We start from the raw sequence: 14,330 nt of genomic DNA on the forward strand, positions 1-14,330 counted from the left end.
TTATTTCTTATGGAAAAATGATTTGCCCAACCATTCTATGGTCGCAGGGGCTAATGCATATAATTTACTGGATAATCCCATAATTCGTGGTAGATTCATCTCACGAACTGGACGATCAATTGTTTTCACCGTCGCTTGTGCCACTTCTTCTGCTGATAATAAAAATCGACCTAAGGACTCTCGGTAGCCACTTGCATCATTGGCTTTATCTAAAAATGGTGTATCAATTGGACCTGGATGGACGGCTGTCACGTTGACATTATACGGAGCCAATTCCATACGCAGTCCATTGGTAAAGCCAACAATCGCGTGTTTCGTAGCAGCATAGACACTTGCTTTTGGTGTGGCTACCTTCCCAGCCTGTGAACCAATGAATATTAAATGGCCCTGTTTGCGTTCCATCATCTTAGCGGCTAATCGTTTCGTAAGATAGATTGGTACACTAACATTTAATTCGATCATTTGCGCAATCTCCTCATCCTGTAAAGCAGGGGCTACAGCGAATTTTCCTACACCTGCTGAAAGAATCGCTACATCAAGCGGTGGTAGCTGGGCGCAAACATCATCAAGTGTATGGAGATTGGTTAAATCCGCTTGGATCACTTGAGCACCTAAACGCTCTAGGACCTTTAGTGCAACGGCATTGCGACCCGTTGCATAAACGGTATGCCCTTGAGCTACTAATAATTCCGTTATTTTTAGGCCAACCCCACTTGTCGCACCTGTCACAAAGATCGTTTTGTTAGGATGATTCATGTATAAACCTACTTCCTTTGAAATAAATAGATACCTGCTTCTGTCTTCGTTGACGTAATATACTCATTGGCCTCTAAATAATCTAAATGACCAAGTGTTTTGGATAAAGTTAAACCAAGCTGATGCTGGAAGATGGCCGGATACAGGCGTTTTGTTACTTGGACAACGGTTAATTGATCATCGCCTAACAATTCAAGAACCTTCATCGATTGCTGGTGCTGACGCTCTAATCGTTTATCAATTAACACAGGAATATCCTCTAGCTCTGCTCCATGCCCTGTATACATCCTTTTGACCGGTAATTGGCGTAGAATTTCAAGGGATGCATTGTATTGCAGTAAAGATTTTGTACGTCCTACTGTACGATCCAATGGTGGCTCTATTAATGGATTGGGCGTTATTTTTTCGAGTAATAAATCTCCACCAATCACATGATGGTTTTTTTCATTCCAAAAAATGAAGTGGCTTTGTGCGTGACCTAATGTTTCGATTGCCTTTAATCCTGGATGCCCAGGCACTTCATCTCCATCCGCCAAAATTTGTGTTAATGGTCGTTCACCCACAAGCTCCAGTTCACGACGAACATGGACACTTTTTGAAATATATTCTTGTGGTACACCATGCTCCAACAAACGCTCACTGTAAAATTGCTCGTGATAACGTAAAAAATCTTCATCATGACGAAGCCATTTGTCATTATAGGCATGCCCTAAAATTTCTGCATGTGGAAAAGCATCGACCCATCCTGCATGATCTGGATGGTGGTGGGTTAACACAACCTGTTCAATCTCTTGCATGTCAAAGCCGGCTGCTCGAATCCCCCATTTCAAAGCATCATAGGCTTCCATTGTTTTTGGTCCAACATCAAAAATGCTAAGTGCATCGCCTTTTACAATAAATGCATTGACATCTCCTACTGCATAGGGTGTTGGTATTTCTATTTTGACTATAGACAAAGTTGTCTCCCCCTTTTCACGCACTTGTGAATACTGATTCATTCTATTTTACAAGTTTTTTCTGTTTTCGTCATCCTCCTGTTGACAGGTTGCCTTTTCCTCACTATAATTTTGAATAATCTAATTATTTATGTGCGTTGAGGAAGACGAGTACGTAACTGGTGAAGGTGTTAGAGAGTGTTACATTTGCTGAGAGTAACATCACCCGCTCCCATTACCGAACCTACTTCTGAGCAGTTATGCAAACATAACCGTTTCCCTTGCGATAAGAGGGCTAAGAGTTGTGCCAACAATTGGCAAACAAAGGTGGTACCGCGGAAACGAGAGCGTTTTCGTCCTTCTAAATAAGGACGAGAGCGCTTTTTTATTTTGAACTGGAGGTTTTGTTCATGAAAAAAATATTATTTATCGGTGCAGGCTCAATGGCGGAAGCATTGATGCAAGGCTGGATTAAACAAAAGGTGTTCACACCTCAGGAAATATACGTCACCAATCGCTCTGACAAAGAACGTTTACATTTCTTACATGAAACATATGGTGTCCATTGCGTGTTTGATCATGCAATTTATCAACAGGCAGACCTTATCATTTTAGCGATGAAGCCGAAAGATGCCATTGCTGCCATGTGTGATCTAAAGCCTAAACTTACAGCGCACACTGCTGTATTGTCCATTTTAGCAGGCATTGCGATTGATACGATTACAGAATTTTTAGGGAGTCGCCCTGTAGCAAGAGTCATGCCGAACACTTCTGCTACAATCGGCATGTCAGCAAGTGGCATTGCATTCAATCACGAGGTATCTGCAGAGCAGCGTATCCTTTTCCTCCAATTATTAGAAGCAGTTGGCTCCGTTATTGAAGTCGATGAGGATCAGCTACATGCTGTCACAGCCCTTTCAGGTAGTGGCCCTGCTTATATCTATTATTTAATGGAAGCTTTTGAACGAGTAGGGACGAAGGTAGGTTTATCGAAAGATACGGTGCGCTTACTGATGACTCAAACACTTGCAGGAACAGCGGAGATGCTCAAGCAATCAGTAGATGAACCAGATGTCTTACGCAAGAAGGTGACAAGTCCAGGTGGTACAACAGAGGCTGGAATTCAAGCGTTAGAGCAATATCAATTTAATGAAGCCATTGAAGCATGTATTAAAGAAGCAGAGGCACGATCTCGTTCACTTGCAAATGGGTAACATTATGTGCAAAATAGAGTGTATCACTAGGAATTAGGAGGCTTTATTTTGAGTAAATTATTCGAACCCTATACATTACAATCTATCTCCTTAAAAAACCGTGTTGTTATGGCCCCTATGTGCATGTACTCAGCACAAGACGATGGTATGGTGACACCCTTTCATTTCGTCCATTATGCGACACGCGCAGCTGGTCAAGTAGGCTTAATTATTTTAGAAGCTACGGGTGTTGTGCCAGAAGGTCGTATCTCAAATAAGGATTTAGGGATTTGGGATGATGCACATATTGAAGGATTAAGCCAATTAGTTGAAGGAATGAAAGCTTACGGTGCTAAAACAGGCATCCAGCTTGCACATGCTGGTCGTAAAGCAACAGTGGATGGCGAAATTTTTGCCCCATCAGCTATTGCCTTTAGTTCAGACTATAAAACGCCAACAGAAATGACAGAAGAGGACATTCACTATGTCATCGAGGCATTTCAACAAGCAGCGGTTCGTGCCGCTAAGGCTGGCTTTGATGTACTCGAAATTCATGGCGCACATGGCTATTTAATTAGCGAGTTTTTATCACCTGCTACGAATAAACGTCAAGATCAATACGGTGGTTCACAGGAAAATCGTTATCGTATTCTGCGTCAAGTCATCGATGCGGTTCGCAGTGTATGGAATGGACCATTATTGGTACGTGTCTCTGCGGAAGATTACGCGGAAGATGGCACAACAATGGATGATTTTATTATTTTTAGCCGCTGGATGAAATCTCAAGGTGTTGATTTAGTCGATGTGTCAACAGGCGGTGTTGTACCAGCAGCCATCAATGTCTTTCCAGGCTATCAAGTAACACATGCAGAAGCGATTAAGCATGGGGCTGATATTCCTACGGGCGCAGTTGGTCTTATTACAACAGCCATTCAAGCCGAAGAGATTCTTCAAAATAATCGTGCAGATTTAATATTTTTAGCGCGTGTTTTATTACGAGACCCTTATTGGGCACTACAGGCAGCTAAAGAACTAGGAGAAGACGTGCAACCTCCCGTACAATACGTGCGTGGCTGGTAAATCAATTTCATCAAAAAACAGCTTGTTATCTAGCAAGCTGTTTTTCAATTAGAAAAGTGGATTTTGTTTTAATTCTTCATCAATAGCCTGCACCAATGACGCTGCATCTTCAGCTGTTACTACTTCTCCATTGACTATGGCAAAAATACCTTGCTCACAGATTTCACAGTGGGACGTACAACCAGATTCCTCTATCTCAATATCATCACGTTCTAGTAATACATCATACGCATCTGCTGCCCCAAGTGATAAATTAGTGATGCAAAACTCCACTCTATTTTTTAGTTGCTGTGGTTCCTTCTTTTTTTTAAAAAGAGAAAATACCATATTTATTGACCCCCTACTCTCTAAAAACGATCATACCACAATTCGATAAACTTCATGAAAATTGTATCGTTAAGCAAAAAAATTTTCATAAAATACTATTAATCTTTATGCTCAATAACATAAGTTTTTCTTATGAAATTAATGTACAACCATTAAACAAAAATGACTGCCTTGAAAAAAGGCAGTCACAAACTTATCATTCAAAACCTTCAAGTACTATTCTGCAATCAACTAAAATAGCTATTTATGTTGTTCAATCAAATCATCAGTCTGATCCATAAATCGTGTAAACATAAACTCCCACACAAATGTAGCGCTTTTATTATGTCAATATTAAAAACAACCAAGTCTCTTATGTATGACCTGGTTGTTTTATCTATTATTTAACGTATTGTGTCTTTTTAATAACCGAATTTAACGCCACCCCTACAACACATATAAATCCAATAAATAACAATAAAAATCCTATTGGAATAAGAAAGAATGGTTCTTCTAATGTACCATCAGGTGCTACATTACTCCCTTTCACCATAAAGATTAAAAAACTAAGTACGCCTAATATGATTGGCATTAATGCAAAAATATATTTTTTCATAACTTATTTCCTCTCTCCTAAATATTTTTATGTTTAATTCCTCCACTGCATCTTTCTACAACTTGCTATAACAATCATAAATCCAGAATATATTCTAAGTCAATTGTTTTTTATTGATAAACAATAAATTTTTATTCCAATTCAACCAATCCCAAATTGACATTTTGAAATTCTAACTATAAAATGACCATTATCTCTAGTGATAATTTGGAAGGGTGATTTGTATGAACTATGAAGATTTAATGCAATGGAAAGGTTATTTGTTTTTAGATAATATAGTAGAGCCAGGGACAAACTCTTTGAGAGTTTCTATTTCTAGAGCTTCCGTTAGCTCCGAAAGCGAGGATATAAGTTTTAAGGAATATACAATAAATGATGTCTATCCTATTGAAATTGATAAGACATTACCGGTCATACATATAGAATTCGATTCATATGTAGCCTATACTGTTTTTGACGAATCATTTCATTTTGTAAATCAAGAAGATGATTTCTTGGGTAACTCAGTACGTCTTTTTACAAAATCAACTTATTTAGATTTCATAAGTAAAGGAACTATAGCTCTCAATATCTATTCCTACAAGGAGCTATTCCATTATCAGATTGTTTGTTTAGACCATATTATTGATATTGTCTCATTCGATGAACCCACTATTATAAGCGAATAAGTAGTTTTTAAAACAGTCAATGAAATTATGTTGTCTGTTTTCTTTATTTCTATTAAACTGACCAAAATGAAATCATCTCGTAAAAGGTAGCTCCCGTAAATTCAATTATTTTTTAACAAAAATTTTAGGATATTTTTTGTAAACTCTTCATATGAAGTATTCTTTCCACGCTGGTTATACCACTTTCGTATTGTTTCTACTAACCAAAACGGCACAGAATTTCCATCTATTAAATGATAGTATTGCTCATATCCTTTTTTTAAATGCTCCCATCGATAATCATTGCCCTGTAGTGTGTACTCAGAGACATCAATTATTTTTGCCCTTCCATTTTGGAGCAAAATATTTTTTAAATGAATATCACGAGGGTTAAGGCCCTTCTTCCGAACATATTCTCTTGCATCCTCCACTTCATTTATAACCTGTTTTGGAATGTGAATACCTTGTAGAATGCAATCAAAGAGCGTTTTTCCTTCTTCGTAACTTAAAACAAGGTATTCGTCATGTGAAGCAAAGCATGTTGAAAAGAAAGGTGAATCTCCTAATATTTGATAAACATTTGCTTCAACTTTTACTTTGTGCACTTTGTCTTTGGCATATAGTTTAAATGCATACGCTGGGGCGGAAAGAGATTGAAAAACAGCCGCATCTGTCCCAACACCTATACACTTCAAATCATCAGCTTCACCACTTATGGATACCGGCTCATTATTTGAATTTGAAAAAACGTTTATTTTAGAAAGAGAACCTATAGCTTTGTCCCAGTCGTTTTCCATTTCCATCTCTCCCATCATTTGCATTGAAGAAAACTACACTATCTAATTACTTTAGTAGGAATTCTATATCGCCCTTAACAATATTCAGTTTCTTTAACTAACCCCCGTTAAAGATTAGGAGGTACTATCTCCATACTTTTTTCACCACATTCTAAATGTCACACTTATATCTCAAATTTCCTACATGTTCTCTTTAATTTTAAAACGTTGGGAACTAATAGAAGTTCCTATATACATTTCTCCTTGTGGAAGTATACGGCTTCGTTAGCTACAGAAGAACCAGTTCTATCCTCTATTTACCCTTAACCACCCTTATTAAAAACTCAAAGTGATTTGGTAGTAACGTTTTATTTTTTATCATGATTGTCACGAACTTATAGCTAGCCTTGACGCAAAAAGAAACGCTGTGTCAGACTACTTACACAGCGTTTCATCTATTAATCTTTAAAAATCATATTCAGCATCTTTTTTGGCACGAATTTCTGCAAAAGCATCTGTAACCATCACTGTATCCTCTGCTAACCGTTCTAGTCGGAAAAGGACATCATCGTTAACAATTTCTTTGCGTAAAAAATCCTTTTCTTCTATAAATACATAGGTCGGAACGATGTGGGCTTTCATATAAGCAAGAATCGGCTTTAGTTGCTGTTCCACCATTAAATAATGCTTGGATGTACCCGCTGTAACAATGACACTGACTACTTTATCGCGGAAGGCATTGAAAGGTAAAAGGTCAAAAATATTTTTTAATGTAGCTGGAATAGATGCTTGGAATGTTGGTGTCCCAATCACAATTGCATCTGCAGCCATAATGGTTTCTGTCACATATTTTGTATCGCCCTCATAGTCAAAGTAATTACGGCCATCGCTAAAAACTAGCTGATAGTTAGCAAGATCTAGTAATGTTACTTCATGCTCTGGGTATTTTTCTTGTAACATCTCGACTATTTTTTGTGTAGCAGTTCTTGTTTTTGACCCGACAATAGAACCCGCAAGTGCGACAATTTTCATGATGCACCACTCCTTATTTTGCTGTGTGTTTTTTTATCGCTGGCATAATATCATTGCCAATGATTTCTATGTTTTTCATCACTTTTTCGAATGGTACGCCACCAAAATCGATTTGTGCCATAAAGCGTTGCATGCCATATAGTTCGTACTGATAAAGTAGTTTTTCAATAATTTGCTCTTTACTGCCCACCATTAAAGCATCACGTGTATCAGGCGCTTGTGCAAATTGTTGCTTTGGATAGCCCCCACCACGAATCGCTTGGAAACCACCGTTTAAATGTGGGTACATGCCTTGCAATGCCTCTTTTGTTGTGTCTGCTACATAAAACAAGCTTGTTGTGGCAATAGGCAATTCATTTGGGTCAAAGCCTTTGCGCTCTGCCGCTTCTCGATAGGCATCCACAGATGGTTTAAAGTTGATAGCAGGTCCACCTAATGTTGTAAGCATCATCGGAATGCCCATATAGCCTGCTTTAATAGCGCTGGCAGGTGGTCCACCAACCGCACGCCATATTGGCAACGAGCCGTTTTTTGGCTGCGGTAAAATTTGTGCATGATGGAGGGGGGCTCTGAATTGCCCTTCCCACGTCACAAGCTCCTCGTCATTGATTTTCATAAGAAGCTCTAATTTTTCCTCAAAGATTTCTTCATAATCTTGTAAATCAACACCTAGTAAGTGATAGGCACCTACACGTGAACCACGTCCCGCTACAATTTCTGCACGACCATCTGATAATAAATCAATTGTGGCAAAATCCTCATATACTCGTACAGGGTCTGAAACACTTAATACGGTTGCGGAGCTAGACAATTTAATGGTCGAAGTGGCTTGGGCAATAGCACCTAACACGACCGTATGTGCCTGTGTTGTAAAATAAGACTGATGACTTTCACCTATGCCAAATACATCAATTCCAGCTTGCTCTGCTAATTGACTTGCCTCGACTAGCTCTTTTAGTCGTTGTTGCGCAGAAATACGCTCGCCCGTTAGTGGATTAGGGATATGATCACCTAAAGAGTACAGTCCGAATTCGAGTCCTTGTGTTTGATCAATACGATATTTTTCCATCATGTGTTATCTCTCCTTATTCTAGCGGTTCTAAAATGGCTTCAATTTCTGAACGTCTCTCTTCTAAAAATGGCGGGAGGTCTAGCTCTTTGCCAAGTTCTTCGACTGCTGAATCCACAGTAAATCCTGGGCCGTCTGTCGCCATTTCAAATAAAATACCGTTGCGATCTCTAAAATAAAGGCTTTGGAAATAATAACGATCAACAACACCTGTACTATCCAATCCTAGTTCCTTAATTTTGCTATCCCATTGCTGTAATTCCTCGACAGTTGCAACGCGTAACGCAAGATGGTGAATACTGCCTTTACCAGGTTTCTCGCTTGGCCCTTCTAATTCTTTGACAACAATCTCTCCAAGCACTTCCCCTTCTATCGATTGTAGAACTGTTTCTTTGTCCTTTTCTGCAACAACGGTATAGTGAAATAAATCTTGTAATAAATTGACCGTTCTTTGTAAATAACGCACAGTGATTTCAACAGTACCCATACCTAAAATATGGTGTTCCTTCGGTATATCATTTCCATCCCATGGTTGCCATTGCGCAGGCGTTTCTTGTCCTTGATGGTTTAACAATACCATCCGTAAACCTTCATGATCTTCAAAAAATAAGGCATCTTTCCCTGCATATGTCGTAATGTCACTATGTTTTACCTCCAGCTGTTGAAAACGTTCTTTCCAATAAAGTAAACTTTCGTAGCTAGGTACAAGTAAGCCAATGCGAGTAATAGCATTCGTCCCACGTACTGTACGTCCTGCAACAGGCATTTCAAAAAATGTTAATTCTGTACCCGCTGCTCCTGTTAAGTCTCCATAAAATAAGTGATACATAGAAGGTGCGTCTTGATTCACCGTTTTTTTTACACGTCGTAACCCTAAAATAGTTGTGTAGAAATGATTATTCTGTTTACCATTTTTCGTTAGCATAGAGATATGATGGTGTCCGCTTAATTTGTTCATCATAATTGTTCCTCCTCATCATTTTCACTTGACTAAGCAAGTGATTTCACAAAAAAAATTACACGGGCGGCAATTTTTTTTCTCGGCTATGTTTTTCAAGCTTTGTCATCGCAATATATAAAGATTTTATTTCCTCAGCTGTTAATACTTCTTCAAAAAATGAGGACTGGAAGTGAAGTTGACTAGGTGTTGCTGCATCAATCATTTGCTCCCCTTTTGATGTCAATGAGATGGTTTTCGTCTTCCAATTTTGTTTACGCTCGATTAGCCCCTCTTTTTCCAGTCGTGCAAGCATGCGAGACATGCCACCTTGCGTTACAGTTACTTTTTCTGCTAATTGACACTGTGTAAGCGGGGCATATGTTTTGATTTGGATTAACACATCAAATTGAGCTGTCGTTAAATCAAAACGTTTTAAAAATTCATTCGATAACTGATTACTTTGCGTTGTAAAACGCATCATACGAATCCACGTTAAGGTACCTAATGTATGATTTCTCATCACTTCATCCTCCCTTCAGCTATCACTTTACCACGCAAGTGATACTTCTGCAAGAGAATTATCTCGAATTCAAGATATTTTTTAACATAGGGAGACTCCCTATATAATGCCAGGTGTTGTCACAGGATATAAATTGCCTTTAAGAGCAAAAGAAATTCTCCCTGTTTCTTCTGATACAACCATTACCAGTGCATCACTAACCTCACTCAATCCCAGCGCTGCACGATGTCTTGTTCCTAATTTCTTTTCCCCTGTATAACGCTCTGACAATGGCAGTACATTTGCTGCTGACTCAATTTGATTTTGATTGACAAGTACAGCACCATCGTGGAGCGGATTACCAGGGAAGAAAATAGATTCTAATAAAGAGTGGGTTAAATCTGCCCCAATATGAATACCAGGCTGAATCAGATTCTCTAAAGTATCTTGACGTTGGATGACAATTAAACCACCATGTCTTCTTAAAGACATATTTTGTACACTATGTGATAGCTCTGGATACTTTTCAGTAAACGGGGAAAGATAACAATTTAAATAGAACGTTGCAGCTTTCATTTCAATTGTCATAAACTTCTCTTTAATTTTCTCAAAATTACCGAGGAGACAATTTGCATCTGTATCCATTTTCTGCACACTCTGCTGTAAGGACAGGATCACTTGGAGAAGCTCATCTTTTAATGTTTCTTTCATTGGTGAAAAATCACAATTTATTGGATCCATATGATACCACACCTCTTCATTTCATCACTGTTTACGATAGTTTTTCTCTCTATATGTTTTTTATTCTCTTTTAAGCAAAACGACTTCCTATTACGTTGAATAGGAAGTCGTTAATATTCTTACATATGCCCTGCCCGAATTTTTTTCACGATGCTGAAAGTCGTATAGGCAGCAGCGGGTGCTAATACGACAATAAAAATAATCCACACAGTTAAATTATTTGTCGCTTTTAATGTTTCATAATTTGTCATGACAAAAATAATTAGACCGAATAATAGTAAATAGCTCAGCACATTTGGAAAAATGACGATTAATCGCAATAATGCTGGCGGCATCTTTTGTTGATTCACTTAAACCACACCCCTTTTTTCAATTATACGGGAATCTAGTGATTTATCGTACTATATTTTTCCTTTTATACTTTATATTTGCCTGCTGATAGTTGGAGGTTTTCCGCTGTTGTATTCAATTGATCGATAAATGCGGTCATGCTCTCCATATTTTCCACTTGATGTTTAGCCTTTTGGGCAACGGCATCAACACTTTGCGATGTTTGCTTGGCAAGTAGCGAAACATCTTCCATAGTAGCTGTTACTTCCTCAGTACTTGCAGCAATTTCCTCGGTTGAGCTAGATACTAAATCTACTTGTGTTGCTAACACCTGTACATCATTATGAATTCCTTCAAATGATTGTTGTGCTTCTTGTACGATCGCACGTCCTGCATGTAATACATCCGCTGTCGCTTGGATGGTCACTACAATATTGGCCGTTTCCTTTTGGACATTCATCACCACCTGTGTGATTCTATCCGCTGCACGCTTAGAATCTTCAGCTAATTTACGCACTTCTTCTGCTACAACGGCAAAGCCTTTACCCGCTTCACCAGCACGTGCTGCTTCAATGGATGCATTTAATGCCAATAAATTCGTTTGATCAGAGATTCCCGTAATGACATTGGTAAATTCCCCAATCATGGTAGACAATTTTTCAAGTTCCTGTGTACCAATCACCGCAAAATTCGTTTTCTCATGAATAGTCACTAATTGCTTTTGTAAGGACTGCATAATTTGTAATCCATTATCGGCATTTTCCTCGGTATTACGAGAAATACTAGAAATTTCTGCTATGGACTCCGAAATATATTGAATGCTGCGTGCCAATTCCTCCATTGAGTGCGCACTGTCTGCTGTATTATTCTGTTGTGCAAAGGAGGCCTGAGCTACCTGACTGGATTCTCCTTGGATCATTGCGGCTGAATCTAGTGTTTCATGGGCGTTTTCTTGAATCGTGTAGGTAGCTTCTTTTATTTGATTGGCCCCTTGCTTTAATTCACACATGATTTGTTGGAAATTATCCATCATCCCATTAAATGATGTCACTAATTGGCCAATTTCATCCTTCGCATGGATCGGAATGCGCTTGGTTAAATCTGCTTCACCTTTGCTAATTTCCTCTAAGGAATTTCGCACACTTAAAATACGAGATACTTGTTTGGAAATAGATAGGCCCGTAATGAAGAAAATCACACAGACAACGATCAATGAAGCCACAATTGTACCCACTAAAATTTGTGATAGGACGGCATTGGATACAATAATTGCTAAGTATGTACCGTTTGATAATGGCTTTATATATTGCGTGACACGCGTGCCATCATAGCGCCCTGAAAATTCAGTCGACTTTTGTGCTGAAAATTGGGCTGGCTCAAAACCAATATCCGCTAAATCTTTTTCTGCTGTAGCGGCAATAGCTTGGCCTTTTTCATCTACAATAGCGGCGAATAATACAGTTGAGGATAAATAGTTGTCCAATTGATCGATATAGGATGCGCTGCCAATACTTGCTTCTAAATCTAGTAGCTGCTGTCCATGACGAGCCACCTGTACAATTTGTGGTGTTGCTGGATTCCAGCTACCTACCCCGACAAATTTGAAAAATTGATCATCGACATCGCGGATTTGTGCTTTTTGCACGACCTCTTTCGCTCTACCATCTAGGAGTTGCATATATTCAGCAGCTTGTCCGTTTGGATCAGCGCCAAAGTTGAAATCAACAGATGGAGCTACAGATGTCACCGTTGTATTTCCTTTATCATCTGTACTCCAAATCTCATCGATGCCACCACGTTCAGCAATAGCCTTTAAATCCTCATACGTTGCGCCTTTATCAATTATGTAAGCAGCCATCACAGATTCAGCAATCATTTCCTTTTCCATGATTTCTTCCGCTTTTTCTCTAGATTGAATCGCCCCTTCCATCCCCATGACAATGGAGTTGGCGATGGCTTCTCCATTGCTTTTTTCACTTTTATATGTAGCTTGATAAATATAAATAGAAAATGCCGCTATAATGAACACTACAATGCCCATAATCTCCAGAAGCATTTTCCATTTCATTGACTTTCTCATGATGAGATCCCCCTAAAAATTACGATTATTTCCACTTCATCATACAATATCACTTCCATATATTTCATTAACTATTTATTAAATATAAAATAATAAGTTTTGAAGAAGTTTAAATTGTCATTAATTTGTAAAAATTGCAAAATAAAATCTACAAGAGGAATAGCCTGTATATTTCAGACTAGTTAAAGAAAGAAATAAATCATATTTCTGAGGGTTAATTAGTAATATTTAAGTACATCTTTAGAACTGCAAATAAAAAACATCCATTAGAAGAATCCTCCACTAATAGATGTTTTTTATCTAATAATTATATCAAAATAATTTATTGTGTTGCCACGTATAGACCGCTTGATCAGATGTTAGGAGCGTATTCGGGAAAATATCCTGTGCATCAGCCAAAAACTGAGGTAAGTCATATGGTAGAAAACGAGCACTTAAATGATTTAATAATAAATAGTGTGCACCTGCTTGCTGTGCGACTTTTGCTGCCTCTACATTTGTCGCATGACCATAGCTTGCTGCCAAATCCGTTGTTGTACCATCAAAAGTCGCTTCATGCACAATGATATCAGCACCCATTGATAGTTGGATGGCTTCTTCACAATATTTCGTATCGCCTAAAATCGACAGAGTAAAGCCCTTTTTGGCAGGTGCCACAACGTCTTTTGCGTGTATCACATCGCCATTTTCAAGCACGATATCATGGCCATTTTTTAATTGCCCGAGCAAAGGTCCTTTTGGAACGCCAAGTGCCTGTGCTTTATCAATTAATAATTCGCCTGGTAAATCCTTTTGCTCAATTCGATAACCATAGCAAGGTACAACATGGCGCAATTCCTTAGCATGAATTGTAAAATGAGCATCCTCAAAAATAATCCCTTCCTGTACTTCTACAAAGCGTAAAGGATACGTTAAATGGGTTTTCGATAGCGCCAATGTTTGTTCAATCCACTGCTGTAAACCAGGTGGCCCGAAGATCGTTAGCGTCTCATCCCCACCTTGAAAGGAACGCGAGCTTAAAAAGCCTGGCAGTCCAAAAATATGATCACCATGTAAATGTGTAATAAAAATTTTCGTAACCTTCCGCGGCTTTAATGATGTATGGAGGATTTGATGCTGTGTCGCCTCTCCACAGTCAAATAGCCACATTTCACTCACTTCATCTAATAGCTTTACCATCAGAGCACTTGTATTTCGTTCTTTTGAAGGCATGCCTGCGCCTGTTCCTAAAAAATGTAGCTGCACATATGCCACCTCACTTCTTGTTTATATCGTTTTATTGTACCTTATCCATTCCCATAAGAAAAACCTTTGGTGTACAGTTTCTCCA

16 protein-coding genes are annotated in these 14,330 nt (G+C 38.6%); 3 read left to right on the forward strand and 13 right to left on the reverse strand.

Annotation, left to right across the window (positions count from 1 at the left end; translation table 11 throughout):
* A complete protein-coding gene (locus MHB65_RS14640; RefSeq protein WP_342440849.1) occupies nucleotides 1-756 on the reverse strand; it encodes an SDR family NAD(P)-dependent oxidoreductase in 756 nt (251 codons plus the stop codon).
* A gap of 8 nt (nucleotides 757-764) precedes the next feature.
* Nucleotides 765-1,754: an MBL fold metallo-hydrolase gene (locus MHB65_RS14645; RefSeq protein ID WP_342440850.1), complete on the reverse strand. Its 990-nt coding sequence runs from the start codon at nucleotides 1,752-1,754 to the stop codon at nucleotides 765-767.
* Between the two features lie 347 nt (nucleotides 1,755-2,101).
* On the opposite strand from MHB65_RS14645, the gene proC reads away from it, so the two are divergent.
* Nucleotides 2,102-2,905: a pyrroline-5-carboxylate reductase gene (proC, locus tag MHB65_RS14650; RefSeq protein ID WP_205444141.1), complete on the forward strand. Its 804-nt coding sequence runs from the start codon at nucleotides 2,102-2,104 to the stop codon at nucleotides 2,903-2,905.
* Between the two features lie 48 nt (nucleotides 2,906-2,953).
* A complete protein-coding gene (namA, locus tag MHB65_RS14655) occupies nucleotides 2,954-3,964 on the forward strand; it encodes an NADPH dehydrogenase NamA (protein WP_342440851.1) in 1,011 nt (336 codons plus the stop codon).
* A gap of 48 nt (nucleotides 3,965-4,012) precedes the next feature.
* Here namA and MHB65_RS14660 read toward each other — a convergent pair whose 3' ends face one another.
* Entirely contained in the window at nucleotides 4,013-4,291 is a 279-nt protein-coding gene (locus tag MHB65_RS14660) for a DUF1450 domain-containing protein (RefSeq protein WP_205444144.1), read from the reverse strand.
* A 379-nt stretch (nucleotides 4,292-4,670) separates the two neighbouring features.
* Entirely contained in the window at nucleotides 4,671-4,886 is a 216-nt protein-coding gene (locus tag MHB65_RS14665) for a DUF3955 domain-containing protein (RefSeq protein ID WP_205444145.1), read from the reverse strand.
* Between the two features lie 224 nt (nucleotides 4,887-5,110).
* On the opposite strand from MHB65_RS14665, the gene MHB65_RS14670 reads away from it, so the two are divergent.
* Nucleotides 5,111-5,554, forward strand: a complete 444-nt coding sequence (locus MHB65_RS14670; protein WP_342440852.1) for a hypothetical protein — start codon at nucleotides 5,111-5,113, stop codon at nucleotides 5,552-5,554.
* Nucleotides 5,555-5,655: 101 nt separating this feature from the next.
* Here MHB65_RS14670 and MHB65_RS14675 read toward each other — a convergent pair whose 3' ends face one another.
* The 9 genes from MHB65_RS14675 to rnz form a co-directional block, all read right to left on the reverse strand.
* Nucleotides 5,656-6,330 carry a serine/threonine protein kinase gene (locus MHB65_RS14675; RefSeq protein WP_342440853.1) on the reverse strand — a complete coding sequence of 225 codons (675 nt, stop codon included), beginning with the start codon at nucleotides 6,328-6,330 and terminating at the stop codon, nucleotides 5,656-5,658.
* 444 nt (nucleotides 6,331-6,774) lie between these two features.
* Entirely contained in the window at nucleotides 6,775-7,341 is a 567-nt protein-coding gene (locus tag MHB65_RS14680; protein ID WP_342440854.1) for an NADPH-dependent FMN reductase, read from the reverse strand.
* Between the two features lie 13 nt (nucleotides 7,342-7,354).
* Nucleotides 7,355-8,410, reverse strand: a complete 1,056-nt coding sequence (locus MHB65_RS14685) for an LLM class flavin-dependent oxidoreductase (RefSeq protein WP_342443750.1) — start codon at nucleotides 8,408-8,410, stop codon at nucleotides 7,355-7,357.
* 16 nt (nucleotides 8,411-8,426) lie between these two features.
* Nucleotides 8,427-9,368, reverse strand: coding sequence for a ring-cleaving dioxygenase (locus tag MHB65_RS14690; RefSeq protein WP_342443751.1), 942 nt, complete (start codon nucleotides 9,366-9,368; stop codon nucleotides 8,427-8,429).
* Between the two features lie 58 nt (nucleotides 9,369-9,426).
* On the reverse strand, nucleotides 9,427-9,870 hold the full coding sequence (locus MHB65_RS14695; RefSeq protein ID WP_205444153.1) for a MarR family transcriptional regulator: 444 nt from the start codon (nucleotides 9,868-9,870) through the stop codon (nucleotides 9,427-9,429).
* Nucleotides 9,871-9,969: 99 nt separating this feature from the next.
* Nucleotides 9,970-10,590, reverse strand: coding sequence for a sporulation-specific diadenylate cyclase CdaS (gene cdaS / locus MHB65_RS14700; RefSeq protein WP_342440855.1), 621 nt, complete (start codon nucleotides 10,588-10,590; stop codon nucleotides 9,970-9,972).
* 119 nt (nucleotides 10,591-10,709) lie between these two features.
* Nucleotides 10,710-10,940 (reverse strand): hypothetical protein, encoded by a 231-nt coding sequence (locus tag MHB65_RS14705; RefSeq protein WP_009370265.1) that lies wholly within the window; start codon nucleotides 10,938-10,940, stop codon nucleotides 10,710-10,712.
* 65 nt (nucleotides 10,941-11,005) lie between these two features.
* The gene (locus tag MHB65_RS14710; protein ID WP_342440856.1) at nucleotides 11,006-13,000 is read right to left on the reverse strand and encodes a methyl-accepting chemotaxis protein; all 1,995 of its coding nucleotides are present in this window, start codon (nucleotides 12,998-13,000) and stop codon (nucleotides 11,006-11,008) included.
* A 312-nt stretch (nucleotides 13,001-13,312) separates the two neighbouring features.
* A complete protein-coding gene (gene rnz / locus MHB65_RS14715) occupies nucleotides 13,313-14,245 on the reverse strand; it encodes a ribonuclease Z (protein ID WP_342440857.1) in 933 nt (310 codons plus the stop codon).
* Nucleotides 14,246-14,330 lie beyond the last annotated feature (85 nt).

Source organism: Lysinibacillus sp. FSL K6-0075 (assembly GCF_038592945.1).
Taxonomy (GTDB): domain Bacteria; phylum Bacillota; class Bacilli; order Bacillales_A; family Planococcaceae; genus Lysinibacillus; species Lysinibacillus fusiformis_F.

What these genes read in the sequence shown, in the direction of transcription:
- MHB65_RS14685 (WP_342443750.1), bottom strand. Translation starts at nt 8,410, where the DNA reads ATGGAAAAATATCGTATTGATCAAACACAAGGACTCGAATTCGGACTG.
- MHB65_RS14690 (WP_342443751.1), bottom strand. Translation starts at nt 9,368, where the DNA reads ATGAACAAATTAAGCGGACACCATCATATCTCTATGCTAACGAAAAAT.
- MHB65_RS14680 (WP_342440854.1), bottom strand. Translation starts at nt 7,341, where the DNA reads ATGAAAATTGTCGCACTTGCGGGTTCTATTGTCGGGTCAAAAACAAGA.
- MHB65_RS14665 (WP_205444145.1), bottom strand. Translation starts at nt 4,886, where the DNA reads ATGAAAAAATATATTTTTGCATTAATGCCAATCATATTAGGCGTACTT.
- MHB65_RS14660 (WP_205444144.1), bottom strand. Translation starts at nt 4,291, where the DNA reads ATGGTATTTTCTCTTTTTAAAAAAAAGAAGGAACCACAGCAACTAAAA.
- MHB65_RS14710 (WP_342440856.1), bottom strand. Translation starts at nt 13,000, where the DNA reads ATGAGAAAGTCAATGAAATGGAAAATGCTTCTGGAGATTATGGGCATT.
- proC (WP_205444141.1), top strand. Translation starts at nt 2,102, where the DNA reads ATGAAAAAAATATTATTTATCGGTGCAGGCTCAATGGCGGAAGCATTG.
- MHB65_RS14645 (WP_342440850.1), bottom strand. Translation starts at nt 1,754, where the DNA reads ATGAATCAGTATTCACAAGTGCGTGAAAAGGGGGAGACAACTTTGTCT.
- MHB65_RS14640 (WP_342440849.1), bottom strand. Translation starts at nt 756, where the DNA reads ATGAATCATCCTAACAAAACGATCTTTGTGACAGGTGCGACAAGTGGG.
- MHB65_RS14695 (WP_205444153.1), bottom strand. Translation starts at nt 9,870, where the DNA reads ATGAGAAATCATACATTAGGTACCTTAACGTGGATTCGTATGATGCGT.
- cdaS (WP_342440855.1), bottom strand. Translation starts at nt 10,590, where the DNA reads ATGGATCCAATAAATTGTGATTTTTCACCAATGAAAGAAACATTAAAA.
- MHB65_RS14670 (WP_342440852.1), top strand. Translation starts at nt 5,111, where the DNA reads ATGAACTATGAAGATTTAATGCAATGGAAAGGTTATTTGTTTTTAGAT.
- MHB65_RS14675 (WP_342440853.1), bottom strand. Translation starts at nt 6,330, where the DNA reads ATGGAAAACGACTGGGACAAAGCTATAGGTTCTCTTTCTAAAATAAAC.